Annotated in this window: 17 protein-coding genes and 1 riboswitch; of the genes, 14 read left to right on the top strand and 3 right to left on the bottom strand. The window is 66.8% G+C overall.

Features of this window, described 5'->3' with window-relative positions:
* Nucleotide 1: 1 nt before the first annotated feature.
* The 7 genes from EL272_RS00655 (at nucleotide 2) to EL272_RS00625 (ending at nucleotide 6611) form a co-directional block, all read left to right on the top strand.
* Nucleotides 2-685 (top strand): response regulator transcription factor, encoded by a 684-nt coding sequence (locus tag EL272_RS00655; protein WP_014845279.1) that lies wholly within the window; start codon nucleotides 2-4, stop codon nucleotides 683-685.
* A gap of 145 nt (nucleotides 686-830) precedes the next feature.
* Complete coding sequence (locus EL272_RS00650; protein ID WP_061787400.1) at nucleotides 831-1910, top strand: transaldolase family protein; 1080 nt, start codon at nucleotides 831-833, stop codon at nucleotides 1908-1910.
* A gap of 174 nt (nucleotides 1911-2084) precedes the next feature.
* A complete protein-coding gene (gene iolG / locus EL272_RS00645; protein ID WP_061787401.1) occupies nucleotides 2085-3080 on the top strand; it encodes an inositol 2-dehydrogenase in 996 nt (331 codons plus the stop codon).
* The gene (locus tag EL272_RS00640; RefSeq protein ID WP_061787402.1) at nucleotides 3077-3940 is read left to right on the top strand and encodes a sugar phosphate isomerase/epimerase family protein; all 864 of its coding nucleotides are present in this window, start codon (nucleotides 3077-3079) and stop codon (nucleotides 3938-3940) included. The genes iolG and EL272_RS00640 overlap by 4 nt, the downstream gene beginning before the upstream one ends.
* Nucleotides 3941-4208: 268 nt before the next feature.
* The gene (locus tag EL272_RS00635; protein WP_014845274.1) at nucleotides 4209-5114 is read left to right on the top strand and encodes an SPFH domain-containing protein; all 906 of its coding nucleotides are present in this window, start codon (nucleotides 4209-4211) and stop codon (nucleotides 5112-5114) included.
* A complete protein-coding gene (locus tag EL272_RS00630) occupies nucleotides 5111-5335 on the top strand; it encodes a type II toxin-antitoxin system antitoxin (protein ID WP_014845273.1) in 225 nt (74 codons plus the stop codon). Before EL272_RS00635 ends, EL272_RS00630 begins: the two co-directional genes overlap by 4 nt.
* 244 nt (nucleotides 5336-5579) lie before the next feature.
* Nucleotides 5580-6611: an aldo/keto reductase gene (locus EL272_RS00625; RefSeq protein ID WP_061787403.1), complete on the top strand. Its 1032-nt coding sequence runs from the start codon at nucleotides 5580-5582 to the stop codon at nucleotides 6609-6611.
* A gap of 167 nt (nucleotides 6612-6778) precedes the next feature.
* Here EL272_RS00625 and EL272_RS00620 read toward each other — a convergent pair whose 3' ends face one another.
* From EL272_RS00620 to EL272_RS00610, 3 genes are all read right to left on the bottom strand, one after another.
* On the bottom strand, nucleotides 6779-7180 hold the full coding sequence (locus EL272_RS00620; protein WP_014845271.1) for a hypothetical protein: 402 nt from the start codon (nucleotides 7178-7180) through the stop codon (nucleotides 6779-6781).
* Entirely contained in the window at nucleotides 7177-7824 is a 648-nt protein-coding gene (locus EL272_RS00615; protein ID WP_014845270.1) for a TetR/AcrR family transcriptional regulator, read from the bottom strand. The genes EL272_RS00620 and EL272_RS00615 overlap by 4 nt, the downstream gene beginning before the upstream one ends.
* Nucleotides 7825-8052: 228 nt before the next feature.
* Nucleotides 8053-10401 carry a glycogen debranching protein gene (locus tag EL272_RS00610; RefSeq protein ID WP_014845269.1) on the bottom strand — a complete coding sequence of 783 codons (2349 nt, stop codon included), beginning with the start codon at nucleotides 10399-10401 and terminating at the stop codon, nucleotides 8053-8055.
* 159 nt (nucleotides 10402-10560) lie between these two features.
* Here EL272_RS00610 and EL272_RS15385 point away from each other — a divergent pair, with 159 nt between their 5' ends.
* From EL272_RS15385 to EL272_RS00580, 7 genes are all read left to right on the top strand, one after another.
* Nucleotides 10561-11319: a hypothetical protein gene (locus EL272_RS15385; protein WP_061787404.1), complete on the top strand. Its 759-nt coding sequence runs from the start codon at nucleotides 10561-10563 to the stop codon at nucleotides 11317-11319.
* Nucleotides 11320-11696: 377 nt separating this feature from the next.
* The gene (locus tag EL272_RS00600; protein WP_126409288.1) at nucleotides 11697-12143 is read left to right on the top strand and encodes a hypothetical protein; all 447 of its coding nucleotides are present in this window, start codon (nucleotides 11697-11699) and stop codon (nucleotides 12141-12143) included.
* A 97-nt stretch (nucleotides 12144-12240) separates the two neighbouring features.
* Nucleotides 12241-12939, top strand: a complete 699-nt coding sequence (locus EL272_RS00595; protein WP_123823968.1) for a hypothetical protein — start codon at nucleotides 12241-12243, stop codon at nucleotides 12937-12939.
* Nucleotides 12940-13199: 260 nt separating this feature from the next.
* Nucleotides 13200-13745, top strand: a complete 546-nt coding sequence (locus EL272_RS15190; RefSeq protein ID WP_159424536.1) for a hypothetical protein — start codon at nucleotides 13200-13202, stop codon at nucleotides 13743-13745.
* A gap of 121 nt (nucleotides 13746-13866) precedes the next feature.
* The gene (gene mshB, locus EL272_RS00590) at nucleotides 13867-14760 is read left to right on the top strand and encodes an N-acetyl-1-D-myo-inositol-2-amino-2-deoxy-alpha-D-glucopyranoside deacetylase (RefSeq protein ID WP_244926098.1); all 894 of its coding nucleotides are present in this window, start codon (nucleotides 13867-13869) and stop codon (nucleotides 14758-14760) included.
* 54 nt (nucleotides 14761-14814) lie between these two features.
* Nucleotides 14815-14985: riboswitch (cobalamin riboswitch) on the top strand.
* A 40-nt stretch (nucleotides 14986-15025) separates the two neighbouring features.
* Nucleotides 15026-16087 (top strand): FecCD family ABC transporter permease, encoded by a 1062-nt coding sequence (locus EL272_RS00585; RefSeq protein WP_244926097.1) that lies wholly within the window; start codon nucleotides 15026-15028, stop codon nucleotides 16085-16087.
* Nucleotides 16084-16881 carry an ABC transporter ATP-binding protein gene (locus EL272_RS00580; protein ID WP_014845263.1) on the top strand — a complete coding sequence of 266 codons (798 nt, stop codon included), beginning with the start codon at nucleotides 16084-16086 and terminating at the stop codon, nucleotides 16879-16881. Before EL272_RS00585 ends, EL272_RS00580 begins: the two co-directional genes overlap by 4 nt.
* Nucleotides 16882-16890 lie beyond the last annotated feature (9 nt).

Genomic DNA, 16890 nt, shown 5'->3' with positions numbered 1-16890 from the left:
CATGGCAGACATCACCGTCCTCATTGTCGATGATCAACCGCTCATGCTGCATGCGCTGCAGACGTTCATCGAGAATGAGGACGGTGTGTCCGTTGCGGGGACCGCGGAGGACGGGGAAGCCGCCGTCGAGGCCGCGAAATCCCTCCAGCCGGATCTTGTTCTCATGGACATCAAGATGCCTCGACTCAACGGGATCGAGGCCACCCGGAAAATCGTCTCGGAGATTCCGGGAACCCGGGTGCTCGCGCTGACCACGTTCTCCACACTGGACTACGTCGTTCCGGCGCTTCGGGCCGGAGCAGCCGGTTACCTGGTGAAGGACGCCCGTCCCGACGAGATCCTCGCGGCCATCAGGAACGCAATGGACGACAGCCTCCCCCTGTCCCCGTCCGTGGTGCGCCTCATGGCGCGGCAGGTGATCGGAGGCGCCCTCGACACCCAGGCCGTCGCCGGGGCGACCGCGACGGAGGTGGGGCTCGCTCCCCGCGAGATCTCGGTGCTCCAGTTCTTGGGAAACGGGCTGAGCAACCGCGAGATAGCCAAGAAGATGTACATCTCGGAGGGGTCGGTCAAGGCCTACCTGGCCAACGCCTGTACCAAGCTCGGGGTTCGAGACCGCCTCCAGGCGGTGATCCGGGGGTTCGAACTGGGCATCGTCAGCCCCCGCCTGTCAGCCGGCGAGTAACCAACGACCACACAGGACCCGCAACACCCCAGCCACCAAAGTGCTTTGTCATTACAAGTGCTTGACTTGGTGTTGCCATTGGGGTTGACTTGGTTCGGCGACGGCGATGACGCTGCCGCCACCCCCGAGAAGGAGCCTGAAGTCCATGACTGACATCGAATACACGCCAGGACCTCTCCTGGACGCCGCCCGCAACACCCCGACGGCGCTCTGGAACGATTCCTCCGACCTGGACGAGCTGCGCCAGTCCATCTCGTACGGCGGCGTCGGCGCCACCTGCAACCCGGTCATCGCCTACACCACCATCAAAAAGCACCTCGACGTGTGGGCGCCGCGCATCCAGGCCATCGCCGACGCGAACCCCACCTGGGGCGAGTCGGAGATCGGCTGGAAGGCCGTCAAGGACATGTCGCAGGAGGCCGCGAAACTCCTGGAGCCCATCTTCGACGAGCACAAGGGACGCAACGGTCGCCTGTCGGTGCAGACCGACCCGCGTTTCCACCGCGACGCCAAGAAACTCGCCGACCAGGCCGAGGAGTTCCACAACCTGGCCCGCAACATCGTGGTGAAGATCCCCGCCACCAAGACCGGCCTTGAGGCCATCGAGGACGCCACCTCGCGCGGCGTCTCGATCAACGTCACCGTGTCCTTCTCCGTGCCGCAGGCCGTGCAGGCCGCCGAGGCCATCGAACGCGGCCTGAAGGCCCGTGAGGCCGCCGGGCACGACACCTCCGAGATGGGACCGGTCGTCACGATCATGGTGGGCCGTCTCGACGACTGGCTGAAGCACGTCGTGGCCCGCGACGGTATCTTCATCGATCCGTCGGCCCTCGAATGGGCGGGCATCGCCGCCATGAAGCGCGCCTACCAGATCTTCCAGGAGCGCGGCTACCGCGCCCGCGTGCTCGCGGCCGCTTTCCGCAACGTCAATCAGTGGGCCGAGTTCGTCGGCGGCGACGTGGTGGTCTCCCCGCCCTTCAAGTGGCAGAAGATCATCGCCGATTCCGGCTACACCGCCCGCGAGCGCATCGCCGACCCCGTCGACCCGCACTACATCGCCGAGCTGGAGCGCATCCCGGACTTCGTCCGCGCCTACGAGCCCGACGGCATGACCGTCGAGGAGTTCGAGAAGTTCGGCCCCACCCGCAAGACGCTGCGCCAGTTCCTGGCCGCCGACGCGGACCTCGACGCCCTGGTGCGCGACATCATCGTCCCCGCGCCCTGACCCAGTTCCCGGAACAAGCCGGTTTGCTGGCCTTGTACCCGGTTTGCTGGACCTGTTGCTGTTTGCCTGCGCTGTAGCGCAGGCAAACGTGAATACGCCCAGCAAACCGGCATTAGGGCCAGCAAACCGGCCTCCAACGCCCAGCGGGCATCTCACTCCAAGGAAGGAAACCACATGCTGCGCATAGCAGTAATAGGCGCGGGGCGCATCGGCAAGGTCCATGCCGCCACCGTCGCCGCCCATCCCCAGGCCCGGCTCGTGCTGGTCTGCGACCCGTTCATCGAAGCCGCGAAGGCCCTCGCCGAACCCCTCGGGGCGCGCGCCTCAGCCGACGCCGCCGAAGCCTTCTCCGCCGACGACGTGGACGCGGTCGTCATCGGCTCCCCCACCCCCCTGCACGCCGAGCACGTCCTGGCGGCCGCCCGCGCGGGCAAGGCCGCGCTGTGCGAGAAGCCCGTCGCGTCCTCCGTCGAGGCGGCCCGCGCCCTCGCCGACGAACTCGCGACCTTCGAGCACCCGCCGGTGATGGTCGGTTTCCAGCGCCGCTACGACCCCTCCATCGCGAAGGCCCAGCAGCTCGCCGCCGAGGGCCGGATCGGGCGTATCGAGCAGCTCACCATCGTCTCCCGCGACCCCGCCCCGCCGTCGGCGGAGTACCTGGCGCAGTCGGGGGGCGTGTTCAAGGACATGACCATCCACGACTTCGACGAGGCCCGGTTCTTCCTGGGTGAGATCGTCTCCGTCAACGCCATCGGGCAGAAACTCGACCCGGCACTGGCCGACGTCGACGACTTCGACGGCGCCGTCACGACCCTGCGGGCCGCCAGCGGCGCGGTCGCGATCATCAAGAACACCCGCCACTGCGCCAGCGGCTACGACCAGAAGGTGGAGGTCTTCGGGTCCGAGGGCGAGATCGTCGCGGACAACCTGCGTGCGACGTCGGTCCAGGTCAACGACGCCACAGGATCGGCCCAGCAGGAGGTCTACCTCGACTTCTTCCTGGAGCGTTACGCCGACGCCTACCGCGACGAACTCACGGCCTTCATCGACGCCGTCAACAACGGCTCCCCCGTGACCCCGACCGTCGAGGACGGCGTGGCCGCGCTGGTACTGGCCGAGGCCGCAGAACGTTCCGCCCGCAGCGGACAGACCGTGGAGGTGACGAAATGAAAATCGCAGGGGCCCCGATCTCGTGGGGCGTGTGTGAGGTGCCGGGCTGGGGGTTCCAGATGAACCCCGACCGGGTGCTCTCCGAGATGGTGGAACTGGGGTTGACGGCCACGGAGTTCGGCCCGCAGGGCTGGCTACCCGTCGAGCCAGAGGCACGCGCAGCAGCGGTGAAGGCGCACGGCCTGACCCCGGTGGGCGCGTTCTTCCTGGCCGTGATGCACGACCCCGACCACGACCCGATCCCCGCCGTCAAGGCGGAGCTGGAGGCGTTCCGCGTCGCGGGCGGGTCGGTGCTGGTGCTGGCCTGCGACTCGGGCCGCGAGGGCTACGACGACCGTCCCGTCCTCGACGAGCAGGGCTGGGCGACGCTGTACCGCAACCTGGACCGGATCGCCGAGGTGTGTGCCGCCTCCGGTGTGACGGCGTGCGTGCACCCGCACTGGGGCACCATGATCCAGAACGCCGACGAGGTGGAGCGGATCCTCGACGAGACCGGCGTCGGGCTGTGCCTCGACACGGGACACCTGATGGCGGGCGGCGCGGACCCGGTGGACATCGTGCGCCGCCACCCGGGGCGGGTCGCGATCGTGCACGCGAAGGACGTCCACAAGGAGCTCACCGACAAGCTCCTGACCGGGGAACTCACCTGGAGCGAAGGCATCAGGGCAGAGATGTTCGCCCCCATCGGTGACGGCGACGTCGACTTCGCCACCATCGTCTCCCTGCTGAACGAGGTGGGCTTCGACGGCTACTGGGTGCTGGAGCAGGACATCATGCTCGACGAGGACCCCGCCCTCGGCGAGGGCCCCATCCACAACGCCCGCAGGTCCTTCGAGGCGCTGAAGTCCCTGGCGGGCTGAACGTCTCCACCCCCTGAAGCTGGTTGAGCCGGGACGCGACGAAGGAGCGGCCCGTGTCGAAACCACCCGACCACGAGTCCTCGGACACGCGCAAGAGGTTTCGACACGGCCTGCTCGCTGACGCTCACAGGCCGGCTCAACCAACTTCAAATGGGCAAAACCGGTTGGGCCGGGCCGTAGAGCGAGCGGCCCGGCCCGGTCATTTTTCCCGGTGCTCAACCCGACCCAAAATCTGATATCATTTTGACATCACGAAGAAGGAGTCGACATGACCACCAACGTTCCACTTCCCTCCACTCCGGATGTCGACGTGCAGGAGCGCCGCGCCTGGACCATGCCCGGGCCCATCGGCCTGCTGGGAATCGTCGTGGCCGTCGGGTTGATCGCCCTCGGGATTCACCAGACCCAAGCCGAGAACCTGCCCCTGGGGCCGATCCTCATCGGGGTCGGAGCAGTGCTGCTGGCCGTCCTCGCCTCCGGGCTGTGCATCCTCAGCCCCGGCGAGGCGAAGGTGCTGGAGTTCCTCGGTTCCTACATCGGCACCGTCCGTAAACCCGGCCTGTGGTTCGTGGTCCCGTTCGTCGTCCAGAAGAAGGTCTCGGTGAAGGTCCACAACTTCGAGACCCACGAACTGAAGGTCAACGACGCCGACGGCAACCCGATCAACATCGCCGCCATCGTCGTGTGGCAGGTGGCCGACACCGCCCAGGCCAAGTACGCCGTCGAGGACCACATCGACTTCGTGCGCGTCCAGTCCGAGGCGGCGCTGCGGCACATCGCGATGAGCCACCCCTACGACAACCAGGACACCACGATCACGCTGCGCGGCGACACCGAGGTGATCGCCAAAGAGATGGCCGACGAGGTGGCGGCGCGAATCGCGCTGGCCGGGCTGCGCGTCGTCGAGACCCGGATCTCGTCGCTGGCCTACGCCTCCGAGATCGCGCAGGCGATGCTGCAGCGCCAGCAGGCCGCCGCCATCATCGCGGCCCGCGAGAAGATCGTCGAGGGCGCGGTCTCCATGGTCCAGGACGCCCTCAACCAGCTCGAGGCCGCCGACGTCGTGGTCCTCGACGACGAGCGCCGCGCCGCGATGGTCTCCAACCTCCTGGTGGTGCTGTGCGGCGACTCGCGGGCAACACCCATAGTCAACGCGGGATCGCTGTATCAGTGACCCCGAGATCCGCGGATCGGCCGGAGCGCAAACAGGTGCTGCTCCGGCTCGATCCATCCGTGCACACGGCCCTGGCGCGCTGGGCCGCCGACGACCTGCGGTCGGTGAACGCGCAGATCGAGTACCTGCTCCGCGACGCCCTGAAGCGGGCCGGCCGCCTGCCGGGCGACGCCGCTCCCATGCGCCGCCCCGGCCGCCCCCCGAAATCGGAACCCGGCTGACGCCCCTCCCGAAGCTGGTTGAGCCGGGCCGCGAGGAACGAGCGCCCCGAGTCGAAACCACCGGCAGCCGAACAACAAGCTCACCCCCACTCCCCGGACACCCGCACCATGGTTTCGACACGGCCAGCTCGCAGAGCGAGCAGGCCGGCTCAACCAGCTTCCACGCCCACGAAGCCAGATCTGTTTCACGGTCGCACGGGGTTCACCCGCGTAGGATCGAGACAGGTAGAGGAAAGGGGCAGGTGTGGAACGCAGGCGGATGGGCAGCAGCGGGGTCTCGGTCTCAACGCTGGCGCTGGGGACGATGACCTTCGGGGCGGAATCCCCGGCCGAGGAATCCTTGGCGATGCTGGACACCTACGTGGAGGCGGGCGGCAATTTCATTGACACCGCCGACGTCTACGCCGATGGCGTTTCCGAGGAGATCGTCGGCGAGTGGCTCCGGTCCCGGCCGCAGGAGATCACCCGGGAGATGGTACTGGCGACGAAGGGGCGTTTCCCCACGTCGGCGCTCGGCGGGTCGCTCGGGGCGTCGCGGCGGCACCTGCGTCGCGCGCTCACCGAGAGCCTGCGCCGTCTGCGGGTGGATCACGTCGATCTCTACATCGTGCACTCCTGGGATCCCATCACCCCGGTCGAGGAGACCATGGACTTCCTGGACCGGGCGGTCAGTGACGGCCTGATCGGCTACGGGGGCATCTCCAACTACCTGGGATGGCAGGTTCAGCGGGCCGTGCGGGCCTGCGACGCGCGGGGACTGCGCCGCCCCGTCATGCTGCAGCCCTCGTACTCGCTGCTGCGACGCGAAGCCGAGTGGGAGATGCTGCCCTCGGCCGCAGACGCGGGACTGGGCGTGATGGCGTGGTCGCCACTGGCGGGTGGCTGGCTGACGGGCAAGTACTCCCGGGGCGGCGTCCCGGCGGGTGCCACCCGGCTGGGCGAGAATCCGCAGCGCGGCATCGAGGCCTACGACCGGATCGCCCGCGACGAGCGCACGTGGGAGATCCTCGACGCCCTCCGGCAGGTCGCCGCCGACAACGACACCACCCCGGCGAACGTCGCACTGGCCTGGGTGGTCGCGCAACCCGGCATCACCACCGCGATCCTCGGAGCCCGCACCGTCGAGCAGCTGCGGGCGAACCTGGCCGCGGCATCACTCACCCTCGCGCCGGAGCACCTGGCCGATCTGACCGCCATCTCCATCCCGCGGACCGGCCCGTGGCCGTACGGCCCCGACGGCGTGGCCCAGCGGTCACGGGGAGTCGGCGAGGGATAACTCCCCGAGGCCGGTTGAACCGGGCCGCGAGCCCCATCCCGAAGCCGGTTGAGCCAGCACGTGAGCGCCAGCGAACGGCTGAGTCGAAACCCCCGGCACCCAAAATCCAGACCCCGACCACGGTCACCGTGGTTTCGACACGACCAGCTCCTTCGTCGCGGGTCGGCTCAACCAACTTCCGCACCCTCAGGCCGCAGGACACCGAGGAGCACCAGGACCAGCAGCAGCTGCACGACCCCCATGCCGCCCCACAGCGCGTGGGGCCACATGAAGCTGTCCAGCACCAGGCATTCGCCCGCGATCCACCCGGTCATCACCGTCCCGGCGAGCGCATGCCCCAGCGGAAGCCATCGCCTCATCCGCAGATGGACGACGACGGCGGCCCATTGAAACCCGCCGACGACGACCCCGAGGAGCAGGGCGGCCAGGACGTACCGGCCCGCGAACACCGTGTCGTCGAGCAGCGGGGCGAACCACTGCGGCGCGACCAGCAGCTCAACCGCCCCGAGCAGCGTCGAGAGAATCTGGAAGACGGCGATCCCCAACAGGCACCCCTGAACGACCCTCACGGCCGTCTCCTCCCCCTCGCCCGGCCGGCACCCACCGAGTGGGTTCTCCGGAAATGCTCCAGATGGAGGTCCAGCAGGCGCTGCGCCTCGGGTTCCCTGCCGGGCTCCTCCGCCGCCACCAGGATCGCCAGGATCGGCCCCCAGAAGGCCAGGGCGAGCGCCTCCGGGTCGGCGGGACGGAACTTTCCCTTGCGGATGAGCTCGGCGAAAACGGCAGCCTGGAAGGCCAGCGGACGTTCCACGGTCAGTTCGCGCAGCAGCCGCGCGGCCTCCGGGGTGCGGTACTGCTCGAGGGTGAGCACGCGTCGCGCGGCGACGATTCCCGGGTCGTGCAACCAGACGTCCAGGAATCCGGCCGCGGCGGCTCCCAACTGTTCGAGGGTGATCATCTCGTAGACGGGCACCGCATTCTGCGGGTCACCCAGCGGCACGCCGAAACGCCTCGCCACCGCCATCAGGCGTTCGTCGATGCGCGCCAGCACCGCGTCGAGCACGGCCTGTTTGCTGCTGAAATGGTTGTAGACGGAACTCTCCTTGATGCCCACCGCAGTGGCGAGATCGCGCACGGAGGTGCCCGCGAATCCGTCGATGGCGAAACGCTCCTGTGCGACGTCCAGCAGGGCGGATCGGGTGTCGCGACGCATGAATCAACTCCTGGCCTCTGGATGCGGTTCCGGCACTGGCAGTTCCTTCGTCGCAGCCCGGCTCAACCAGCTCCGAGAGGACGGTCCCACACAACCTTTGACTAACACTTGTTAGTTTAATGTGCAGAGGGTGCACAACATCCACAACCGCAATCCGTGAGACGAAACCGGGCCGGGCGCCCCGAAGGACCCACCCGACCCGGTTGCAGAAAAGATAGAGGAGTTGGATCAGCCGGCATCACCAGCGATCGGGGAGTCGTGCCAGACCACCACCGACCACGGCTGCACCTGTGTCTCGCCGTCGAGGATCATTCCCTCACCCTCGGGCCAGGAGTTGTCGGCGGGTTCGGCCCAGGCCCCGGTGTCGATCAGCCGCCGCCACACCCTTCCCTCGGCGGGGACCGGCGCGTTGAACCCGACCTCCGCGTCGGCCATGTTGATCATCATGAGGAAGTTGTCTCCGGGCGAGTTGATGTAGACGCTGAGCGCCCGGTCCCCGTCCTGCGGATGCTCCTCCAGCGACGGGGTGTGGAACAGGTAGGACACGTCGCGATCGTCGGGCACCAGGTCGCCGTAGTACTTCTGCTGCAACGTTTCGTGCCGTTGCCGCAGGTTCGCCAGGAACCTGGTGAACCGGAACAACCCGTTGACGCCCGGTTCCGTCTCGAAGGTCCCGAGGTTGTCGTGGTACGACGCATCAGTCACGCCGGGCGCCACCGGCACCTGCTGCGGGGCGTTGGTGGGGATCATGGCGTAGTTGTTCCACATCGCCACCGAGTCGATCTCCCACGGGTTGTTGTTGCCGTTCTGGGTGCGGCCGAACTCGTCGCCCGCGACGAACATCGGCACCCCGCGCGACAGGTACAGGATGGTCAGGAAGTTGCGGATCCGCTGCCGCCGCAGCTCCCGCGACCCCCCGGAGTCCCACGACAGGTTGCCGTCCGAACCGCCATCGGAGGGGCCGAACGGGTAGGGCTGGCCGTTGTTCTTCTCCTGATAGCTGACCAAGTCGGCCATGTTGAAGCCGTCGTGGGCGTCGATGAAATTGATGGTCTTCTGGGGTCCGCCGTTGTCGGCGAAGTGCTCGTGGTCACCGTTGACGACGTCCAGGAACTCGATGGTGTTGCCGTCGCCCTTGGCGAAACGACGCACCGCGTCACGGTAGCGACCATTCCACTCGGCCCAGCCCTGCGGGAAGTTTCCGACCTCGTATCCCCACAGGTCCCATGCCTCCGCGATGACCTCGATGTGCTTTTCCTCGGCGAACTCGGCGATGGCGGTCAACAGCGGATGGTCGGTGAAGAAGCGTTTCTGGTTGTCCCAGTCCTCGCGGTCGGCGTCGTTCGGTTTGCGACCGAGCACCGTCGCCAGGTCGAACCGGAAGCCGTCGGCCCCCATCTCGACGGTCCAGTGCTCGAGCGAGTCGAGCACCAGCTGCTGGGCCACGGGTGAGGAATAGTTGAGCTGGTTGGAGGTGCCCGTCGCGCCGTCAACCAGCGCGTGTGACGCCGTCATCACGTAGTACTCCGCCGCGGCGAACCCTCCAAGAGAGGTGAATCCGACGGTGTTCGGGTCGCCACCCCAGTTGCCGCCCTCCGCGGTGTGGTTGTAGACGACATCCAGGTACACCTCCAGCCCGGCCTCATGGAAGGCGGCCACCATCTGCTGGAACTCGCGCGTCGGCCCGCCCAGCGACTTGTCGTAGGCGTATTTGCGGTTGGGGGCGAAGAACGACAGGGTCATGTAACCCCACGAGTTCGTGTGTCCCTCGCGCGCGGATTCGGACTGGTTGGTCTCGTGGATGGGCAGCAGCTCCAAGGTGGTGATACCGAGGGCCTTCAGGTAGGGCGCCATCATGCCGACGCCCCGGTAGGTGCCCAGGTACTCCTCGGGAATGTTCACCACGTCCTCGAAACCCGGTTCCCTGCTGAGCAGCGTGCCGAGTTCAACGATGGAGGGGTGCCCGACCAGCTGCGAGACCGAGGCCTCGTAGATGGCGGCCTTCTCGCCGGGCAGCTTCGGTTTGGTGGAGGCCGGGCTGGTGGGTCGCAGGATCACACCCTTGGGGGCGATGTGGGCGGTGTCGGCCTCGCGGCGGGGCGCGCCCCGGTAGTCGTCCGGGCCGGTGCCGAAGGCGCCGCCGTCGAGCCCGGTCTCCAGGATCGCGTCGGAGTATACGGTGTGGGTGATCTCCCGGGCGTAGGGGTCGAACATCACCTTGTTGGGGTTGAAACGGTTGCCGTGCTCGTCGATGTCGGTGATGAAACCGGCTGAGCTGCCGGGCCTCCATGCGGGGTCCCAGGGCCAGTTCCCACCCCAGACGCGGAAACCGTACAGGTCGCACTCGGAGACACCGCGCACGCGGGCCCGCCAGACCCCGTCGGGGCCCTCCGACATCAGGAAGGATGCGACGGAGTCGGCCCCTAGGGCCTGGGGGAAGAATTCAAGCTGAACCCGGCTGGCATCAGGGGCGTAGACCGCGAAGGTGGCACCATCGTCGGTGAGGTGTGCACCGAGCGGCCACTCGGCGTGCCCCCAGTTCTCGGGCTGCACAGGAGCCATACAGGAAACGTCCATGTGAGACATCATTACATGCGGCTCCGACGGTTTCGGACACTCAGGCCCGAAATCCCCTCGGATCGGGCCGGCCACGCACACCGACGTCCCACCTCTGGACGCGGTCACCCCCTGAGCCGCTAGAGTTGTGCGTGGTTTTCCATAGAAAGGCTTGCGCGTATGAGCGACCAGTATCCACCCCAGCAACCTGGTTTCCAACCTCAGGGTGGGCCAACGTCCCCCAACCCGTATGACCCGTCGAGTCAGCAGGCCTCACAGCCCTACGGCCAGCCGACGCCCAACCCCTCCTACGGCCAGTCGGCCGCACAGCCCTACGGCCAGCCCGCCGCACAGCCCTACGGCCAGCAGGCCCCCAGCCCCTACGGCCAGCCCGCCGCACAGCCCTACGGCCAGCAGGCCCCCAGCCCCTACGGCCAACCGGCCGCACAGCCCTACGGTCAGCCGACGCTGCAGCCCTACGGCCAGCCGGCCGGTCCCTACGGCCCCAGCGGCCCCCAGCGTCCCGGCGCCGCCACCGGGGCCTCCGTGCTCGGAATCGTCAGCGGCAGCCTCGGCATCATCGCCGGTTTCATCTACATCGCCGCCATTTCCGCCATCCAGGCCGTGGCCAGTGCGCTCGGAGCCAACGGAGGGTTGACGATACTTCTCAGCTACGTCCAGGCCTTCGGCACCTTCATTGCCGCCGTCGCCCTTCTGGTGGGTGGCATCATGTTCCTCAAGGGCAAGGGCTACCCCGTGCTGCTCTACGGCGCCTTCGGACAGGCCGCTCTGGTCATGCTCGGCTTGATCAGCAGCCTGATGAACAAGTACGCCAACACCAACGGGCTCACCTACCTTAGCCCCATCATCGGCTTGGGTCTGGCCGGTTTCACCATCTACCTGATGTTCACGCCAGCGGCGAAGCAGTGGAAGCAGTAGGCGATCCGAATCCAGTCTGACTTCTTTCTTGGCTGCTCCGGACCAAGGTCCGGCGCAGCCAAGAATTTTTTGGGAGCGGGCGAAGTCGTCACAATCATGTCTGCAGCGATGCGGAAAGGCCGAGACGCATGACCGAGCAGTACCCATCCAATCCGGCATTCCCGGGCCCTGACTACCAGCCCCACCAAGTACCTCACCAGCCCGGAGGGGTGCCATCGAACCAGGGCCAACCACCCGGGTATGCCCACCCCCACGACATGCAGTGGCCCCAACCCTACGGACAGTTGTACGGTCAGCAGGTTCTACAGCCCTACGGACCCGTATACGGCCTGGTGCCGCAGAAACCGAGTCGCCCCGGCAACGTGACGGCCGCGTCCGTGCTGGGAATCGTCAGCGGCGGATTGGGTATCTTCGTGGGTATTTTCGCGATCACCTTCACGTCCGGTTTTCATAGCCTGGTGACGGCTTTCGGCACCTCGTCGGGTCTTTCAGTTCTGCTCGTGCTCTCCTACGTCGAGGCGTTCGGCACCTTCATCACCGCCGTCGCCCTCCTGGCAAGCGGGATCACCTTCTTCAAGGGCAAAGGAGGCACCGTGCTGCTCATCGGCGCCATCTCACAGGCCGCGATGGCCATGCTCTTCCTGATGATCCTGTTGCTGATTCCGCAGCTTCTGGATTTTGGTAGTCTCCCGAGCAGAGGGATTCAATCCGTACCATCGGGCATCAACGGGCTCACCCTGTTTGCCGCGACCGTCGGACTGGGTCTGGCGGGTTCCATCATCGGCCTGCTGTTCTCGCCAACCGTCAGGTCTTGGCAAAGATAGCCGAGGCCTGGATGCCGTACGCAGATCCGAGGGATGATCAACCTTACAAACCGGTACGGTGCGCACTAAAATGTGGACCCATCAGAAAGGCTCGCGAATGAGTTACGCAGATTCTTCCAACCCGCAGCCTCCGGGCCCCGATTTCCTGGCCGCCCCGCCGTTCCAACAGCCCGGCCCGCCCCAAGACTCACACCCCGCGCCGCCGCCCGCCGCTCCTCACGGCCAGCGGCCCGGCCATCAGGCCCAGTTCTACGCCCCGATGCCCCAGAACACGGCGCCGTCCTGGCAGGTTCCGCCCCTGTACGGGGCGCATCCCCAACTCGGCGGCCCGAAACGCCCTGGGCCGGCGACCGCCGCAGCCGTACTCGGAATCATCGGTGGTTCCCTGGGGCTGTTTCCAGCGATCATCGTCCTTCTCGCCGCCGTCAAGGTGCGCGAAACGGAAAGCGCTGCCGGATCCGCTGACATCACATTCATCATTTTGTTCACCCTGGGTCTGGCGACCACCGTCACCGTGATCACTCTCCTCGTCACCGGGATCACGTTTCTCAAGGGAAAAGGCTACGCGGTGCTGCTGTCCGCCGTCATAGCACAGCTCGCGCTTGCGGCTTTGTACGTGGCGATCATGCTGCTGGCCCTCGACTCGATCATCCAGTCGATGCGAAACAGGAGTTCGGAGACCGGGGCCTTGGTGTTCATCATCTTCTGCATACTGATCGGCCTGGGGATGGCTGTCAGCAATCTGGTTCTGTTGTGCAAACCCGCAACCCGGCAATGGGCGAAGCAGGTTTCCTGAGGCCGTCCACGAGACTTACAGCAGTCCACGGGCATGGATGACCCTGAGGAGTTGTACAATTGCGGCAATGGATTCGCCCATGAAAGGTGCATTGACATGACCTCGGGGTCTCCCGATCCAAGGCAGCCGGATCCTTCTTTCACGGAATACCCGCCATACCCACAGGCCGATCCCCCTCACCAATACGAATACCCCGTACCCCCGTCGGACCCTAACAACCAGTACTCCAGCATTTTCCAGCGCCCGACACCCCCGAGCAGATGCCATTTTCACTTGCAGGAAACCAGCCCTTGCACGGGACCGCGAAACAGTCCGCAATCGCCAGAAATGCCGCCATTACCGGGATCATCGATGGGGGAGCGGCGCTCTACGGCACAGGTTTCACCATAGTTCTGACCGACGTCAACATGACGACAATGCAGATAACGCCAAGCATCACCTCATTGCTCGCCATCGCACTGGGATCCCTCATTACCGCCGGCCTTCTAACCGGGGGGATTTTCTTCCTGCGAGGACGCGGATACAAGACGCTGCTATCCACGGCCATCTGTCAGCTCCTTTCTGCGCTGTGCAACATTATAATAGCATTTACTACGGCATTTGATGGCATAAGAAAAGGATCCGCATTCGACGGCAATAGCCTGCTTTACAGGGTCTTCACTGAACCCTTTGGCCCGTTTGGACTCGCGCTTTCCTTCAGTATTATTGCCCTGTTGCTCATGTGGCAGTGGGAACGACGGGCCTCCCGCTCCTCCCAAACCATGCCGACAACCACGGGACAGCCTCACCAGTACCCGTTCACCTGACAGCACAGCCTCCAGCCGGAGGGTCCGGCCGACGCCACCCTCATCCCCCTCCTGCCCGCGTCCCGGGAAGCCGCTTTCCCGGGACGCTTTTGTTGTGCCATCCCGGGACTATCCTTGCCCCGTGTCTGATCGCCGCCTGATGTTCGTCCATGCCCACCCCGACGACGAGTCATCGCAGTCGCCCGCCACCATGTCGCGTTACGTCGACGAGGGCGCCCGGGTGACACTGGTCACCTGCACGCTGGGCGAGCTGGGTGAGATCCTGGTGCCCGAATGGGAGCACTACACCCCCGAGGAGCTGGGCGCGAAACGCGTGGATGAACTCGCGAAGGCGCTCAAGATCGTCGGCGTCACCGACCACGTGTGGCTGGGAGGCAAGGGCAGGTACCACGACTCCGGCATGGCCACCGACGACGAGGGCCGGGCGATTCCCCGCGACGAACTGCCCGACGGCGCGTTCTGGGCCGCCGACCTGCTGGAGGCCTCCGACCACCTCGTCGCCCTGATCCGCGACCGCCGACCGCAGGTGATCGCGACCTACGACCAGAACGGCAACTACGGCCACCCCGACCACATCCAGGCGCACCGCGTCACCATGTACGCCACGATGCTGGCGGGGGTGCCGTCGTACCGGCCGGACCTGGGAGAGCCGTGGCGGGTGAGCCGGGTGCTGTGGATCAGCCCCAACCCGCAGGCGTGGAGCAAGGCCGCGGAGAAGGCCCACGAGTTGGGCATGCCGCTGCCCGAGGGCATGGACGAGGAGGCCATGCGCCGCCGTTTCGCCATCGATCCGCGTCACATCGCGGCGGTGATTCACTACGAGGGTCGCGCCGACCTGTGCCAGGCCGCCCTGGAGGCCCACCGCAGCCAGGTGGACCCGGAGAATCCGCTGTGGAAGATGTTCCGTTTCATGCGCACCGTGGAGGGGACGGGCGAGGCCTACCGCCTGGCGGCGGGGGTACCCTTCCCCGGCGACGGCCCCGCCGACGACCTGTTCGCGGGTCTCGACGTCTGAGGGGTTCCCGGGACGGGATTGCCGCCGATGCGGCAAATTCGTCTTTCAACTGCTAGCCTCCGCCTTGGAGCTGGTCCATCGAGGGCATGGGAACCCGGTGCGAATCCGGGACTGACGCGCAGCGGTGACGGTGACAAACCTGCGACTCACGCCACTGGGGAAACCTGGGAAGGCCACAGGCGAGGAAGATCCGGAGTCCGAAGACCGCAGCTTCGTTTTATCGGCTGAGAGCCTCGCGAACAGGCTCGTGGACACTGGAGCTTCTTTGGCAAGCCTGAAAACAGCTCGCAGGGTGCTGAAACGCCTCACCCTGCCCATCGTCGTCGTGGTGCTGGCGCTCACCGCAGTGAGCATCATCCACTCCGTCAACATCGGCTCCGAGGCTCTCGATCAGGACGCCATCTGGCAGGTGATCGTCAGCAGGTTGCAGGGAGTCAGCAGCGGGAACAAGGCCGTCGAGATCATCGTCTGGGACCTGCGACTCCCCCGGGCGCTGCTGGCGGTTGTCGTCGGCGCGGGGCTCGGTATCGCGGGCTGCGCGATGCAGACCTTGGTGCGCAACCCTCTCGCCGACCCCTATCTGCTCGGCGTCTCCTCGGGAGCCTCCGTCGGCGCCACCGCCGTGATCACCTTCGGCATCCTGTCCGGTTTCGGGCTGTGGTCGACGTCGATCGGGGCGCTGTTCGGCGCCCTGGGGGCGGCGCTTGCCGTCTACCTGGTGGCCATGGCCCAGGGTGGCCTCACCCCGATCCGGCTGGTCCTGGCCGGGGTGGTGCTCTCCTCCGCCTTCTCGGCCATCGCGAGTTTCCTGGTTTTCAAGGGGCCCGACCCGCGCGCCGCCCAATCGGTGCTGTACTGGCTGCTCGGCAGCGTCTCCGGCGCCCAGTGGGACCGGCTCCCGCTCGCCACCGGCGTCGTCGTGATCTGCCTGGCGCTGCTCCTGCTCGGCAGCGGCTGGCTCGACGCACTGGCCTGGGGACCCGACGCCGCCGCGGCCCTCGGAATCCCCGTCGGCGTGCTGCGGCAGGGACTCTTCCTGCTGCTGGCGGTGCTGGTCGGGGTGCTGGTGGCGGTTTCCGGCGGCATCGGTTTCGTCGGCCTGGTCATCCCGCACCTGTGCCGCATGGTGGTCGGTTCCCTGCACCGCCGGCTGCTTCCCGTCGCCGCCGCCGTCGGCGGGCTGTTCCTGCTGTGGGTCGACGTGCTCTCCCGCGTCATCGTCGCCCCCGCCGAGGTGCCGCTCGGCGTGGTCACCGGCCTGATCGGCGCGCCGGTCTTCCTGATCGTCATGGGTCGCCGCAACTACGGATTCGGAGGTGGCTCGTGACCGCGCTCAAGGCCGACAACCTCGCCTGCTCCATCGGGCGGCGGGTGATCGTATCCGGCATCGATCTCGACGTGCAGCCCGGCACCATGACGGCCCTGGTCGGGGTCAACGGCGTCGGCAAGTCCACCCTGATGCGGGTGCTGGCGGGCATCAGGCCCGCGACGACGGGTCACGTGGAGATCGACGGCAGGGATCTCTCCCGGCTCCGCCCGCGGGAACGGGCGCGGCTGATGGCCTTCGTCGCTCAGGAGGAGGCCGCCCCCGAGGACCTCTCGCTCTCCGAGATGGTCGCCCTCGGGCGGCTGCCGCACCTGATGCCCTGGCAGGTCGGCGGCTCCAACGAGAAACGCATCGTCGCCGAGTGCCTGGAGATGGTGGGGTTGGCGCACCTGGCCGACCGGCGCTGCGGGCACCTCTCCGGCGGCGAACGGCGCCGCGCCATGCTCGCCAAGGGCCTGGCGCAGGGCACCGACCTGTTGCTGCTCGACGAACCCACCAACCACCTCGACGTGCACCACCAGCTGCACCTGCTGCAGACCATGCGAGCCACCGGCCGCACCATCGTCGCCTCGATCCACGACCTCGACCTGGCCATGGGCTGGTTCGACCGGATCGTGATGCTCGCCGACGGGGGGATCCACGCCGCCGGGACGCCCGAAGAAGTCATGACCGCCGTGAACCTGGAGTCCGCCTTCAAGGTGCGGGCCCGGCAGGTCCCGGCGGTCGGCGATGGAGTGCAGCACCTCGTCATCGACGGCCTCGTGCCGCCCGAACCGATCGATCCAGAACCCTAAGGAGACCAC

The organism is Arachnia propionica, assembly GCF_900637725.1.
GTDB classification, from domain to species: Bacteria; Actinomycetota; Actinomycetes; order Propionibacteriales; family Propionibacteriaceae; genus Arachnia; species Arachnia propionica.
Note: the sequence above shows the minus strand (reverse complement) of the source record. Positions and strands in the feature narration are given on the sequence as shown.